The following is a 2,763-nucleotide window of genomic DNA, read 5'->3' as shown; positions in this document are numbered from 1 at the left end:
CTACAGCGACCCTCATTCTCGAGCACTGCACGACCAGCATCAGCTTGGCGTTTGAAAGCGCGACTGTATTGCCACGCTTCATGTGCAGGCACCCTTCTATCCTACTTTGATAAGCTGCGCTCCCAAATCCGGAAAGGCCGCAGACTTCTATATCGTCTGGATAAACCTTCATTCTCAAGCACTCAAGCTTGAGCTTTAAGTCCTCATTCGCTCCAGGGTACTTCTCCAACGAAGCGGCTTGGAAGTCTTTTGTTCCGGCCGAAGCTTCGAACAAAGCAAGCCATAGAACTAGCATCAAGAGAATTCTCACATTCGCCTTTAGTTTGAAAGCACAGAGATGTCCGCCCGCTGTTGGCCGAACGCAGCCGACTGCACTTAGGATAACAGCTTTCTGATCTGCAAAAATTACGAACTCTTACGTCGGGTCCGGGGCCCGCGATAGTGGTATTAGCAACTCCATCGTCTTAGTTTTTCGACGAGCGCACTAATTTTCGTAACACGGCAGGCTCTTAAGAGTGCCGTCTTCCTGGAAGTCTTTTCTCGCGCAGCCTTTCTCCTTGAATTCGTGCCCATCGAACGCCAGAGTTGTCCAGAACTGTGATACTGAGGTGTGACCATATGCGACAAGATCGGCAACGCCGTTTGTTCTAGTCGGAAGGACGCCGATACCGTCGCCTCCGCCTTTGAAAAGAATTTTGTACTTGTGTTTCTTTGCAAGTTGAGACGAAGCTACGAACCAATAGCGGAATAGATGTGCGCCGTAAAACGCAAAGCAATATGGCTTTAAGGCCGGTCGCACGAAGAAGACCTTCTCTGTGTTGCTGACCGCATTGATTTCTGCAACAGAGAACAGGGCCCCTTCTTGACCGTTCTTTAAGTCACTCTCTTGCATACATCCGCGAAATTGATGTCTGCTATCTGCGTCTTCACTCGCGAGAATGAACTGGACCAATCCGGCCGGAGCAGGGACTGTTGACGTCAGTTCTGATTCGGTGTTGGACCAAAAAATCGGTTCGTCTGCTCGCACTTGAAACGACAAGAATGTCAATAAAATGACGAAATACTTCAAATTTTCACCTAGGGCATCCACGAGATAAGTAAATCCAACGACCGCATTTGGCCGTTTCCTGACGGGTTTAGTCGCGACAACGTTAGAATCAGTTGGTATCTTGCGTTGGACTGCCCCACGTCTCGGCGTAAAGCAACCGAATTTCCAAAGCAATAAACTCCCAAGCCCACACCTTTTCTTCGGGACTTGCATCCCACATGAGGTTCTCTGCATATGAGACATCGACAATTGTGCGTAATACCTCTCTCTCAGCTCGATAAGCTAAAGCCATGAAGTTCGTCTGCGCGATTACCGCTTCGCTATCTCTAAGTCGAATTGCTTCAGTAGTTCGATCAGCAAATGCCTCTACCCAATTAAGAGCTACAAGTTCTTCATTCGGGTCCCAGCCTCTCTCTAATAGCCAATGGTCGGTTATTTCAGCCTCTGCCGGAAACTGCGATTTAAGCTTATCAACAAGCCGACTATTAGCATCGCGTTCTTCTGAACTCAGTGGCATTTAAGTCTCATTTCTTTGCCGGGTTCCTTGCCGTTAGGTTCCTTCTGAGTCACGTATGTATGACGCGACAAATGCCAAAATAAAGCAGCACAGCCAGAGGTAGTAACCCAGCTCCAATCGAAYTGGTACAGGACTTCCGCTCTCATCAAGCACCATTTGGTGGACGGGCAATGCGGTGGCACCAATCAAAAGCCCAACAAGCTCACAGGCCATTGACTCAAATGGGTATTTCCACGACAAAAGCAGGGACCACAGCAGCAATGGATTAGCATACCATGCCGGCATTCCATAAAAAATCCCGATCCAACCCATAACTAAAAAGTCAAAGCCCCGCATTGAATTTCCCCTGGCGCCGTCAAACAGACTTTCAAGGGAAAGCGAAAAGCAAAAGACAACGACGCAAACAATCAGACATGTTAGCCAGAGAAATCGCCTAATTCCGATGCCATTCATGCGTTAGTCTAAAATTCCCTGAATCGATAATAATCGAGTAAATCAAGCGGGGCCGGTATTGGCAGGATACAGCACTTATTTATTCATCATACAGACTGTGACTCCGTGTCCATTCCTCAGCGACACGCCCCGTATTGGCAAATCTCATGTTCGATTCTCCGGTCGCTGACATGGCGGCTGCATCTCGATACTGCGATTGAAGATTGGAAGTCGGGCTACTTCTCGAGTTCCTTCCGCAACTGTTCTTTAGCCCTCTCGCCAGAGACGGACTCCCCAACCTGGTATTTGCCGAAAACGACGCCGTGTAGCAGCGGCTCCTTTCCTTGTTCATCGAACACGGCCAGGAACAACTTCTCGCCAAACTGGTCCACTTTGACTGCAAGTCTATCTTCGCCCTTGGAATACCCGAAGACCGTTCCATCGAATGCTTCTCCAACCTTGACGTAGCCGACGCCTTTCAATCCGGCTTCGACTCGCTGCAAGAGCTGCATCCGCGTCAATCCTTGGTACTCAATATAAATCCCATGCTCATTCGTTGCGCTTTCGACGACTGAAAGGTGCTCCTTGGGATACGTCAAAGAACTCCAGCGAGCAGGTACGTCTCGGGAACAGCCGACGAACGTCAGCATGGCAAACAGATAGAGCAGGGTTTTCATTTGCCTCTGGACACGCTTGGATGTCAGTATTAATTCAGATCAGGTCCGTTTCCGACCGATTGGGGCGATTCCATCGGACTCATGCAAGG

5 protein-coding genes are annotated in these 2,763 nt (G+C 49.2%); all 5 read right to left on the bottom strand.

Annotated features, from left to right (window positions below):
* Nucleotides 1-310: hypothetical protein (locus AB4Z11_RS28690; protein ID WP_442029227.1), on the bottom strand; the 310-nt coding region annotated here is incomplete at its 3' end.
* A 174-nt stretch (nt 311-484) separates the two neighbouring features.
* A complete protein-coding gene (locus tag AB4Z11_RS28685) occupies nt 485-1,069 on the bottom strand; it encodes a hypothetical protein (RefSeq protein WP_442029226.1) in 585 nt (194 codons plus the stop codon).
* Between the two features lie 88 nt (nt 1,070-1,157).
* Complete coding sequence (locus AB4Z11_RS28680; protein ID WP_442029225.1) at nt 1,158-1,565, bottom strand: DUF7674 family protein; 408 nt, start codon at nt 1,563-1,565, stop codon at nt 1,158-1,160.
* Between the two features lie 33 nt (nt 1,566-1,598).
* Nucleotides 1,599-1,901 carry a hypothetical protein gene (locus AB4Z11_RS28675; RefSeq protein ID WP_442029224.1) on the bottom strand — a complete coding sequence of 101 codons (303 nt, stop codon included), beginning with the start codon at nt 1,899-1,901 and terminating at the stop codon, nt 1,599-1,601.
* Nucleotides 1,902-2,233: 332 nt separating this feature from the next.
* Nucleotides 2,234-2,674, bottom strand: coding sequence for a hypothetical protein (locus AB4Z11_RS28670; protein ID WP_442029223.1), 441 nt, complete (start codon nt 2,672-2,674; stop codon nt 2,234-2,236).
* Nucleotides 2,675-2,763 lie beyond the last annotated feature (89 nt).

Source organism: Pseudoduganella sp. RAF53_2, from assembly GCF_052113985.1.
GTDB lineage: Bacteria > Pseudomonadota > Gammaproteobacteria > Burkholderiales > Burkholderiaceae_D > Rugamonas.
The sequence above is the reverse complement of the archived record's forward strand: the minus strand, read 5'-3'. Positions and strand labels throughout refer to the sequence as shown.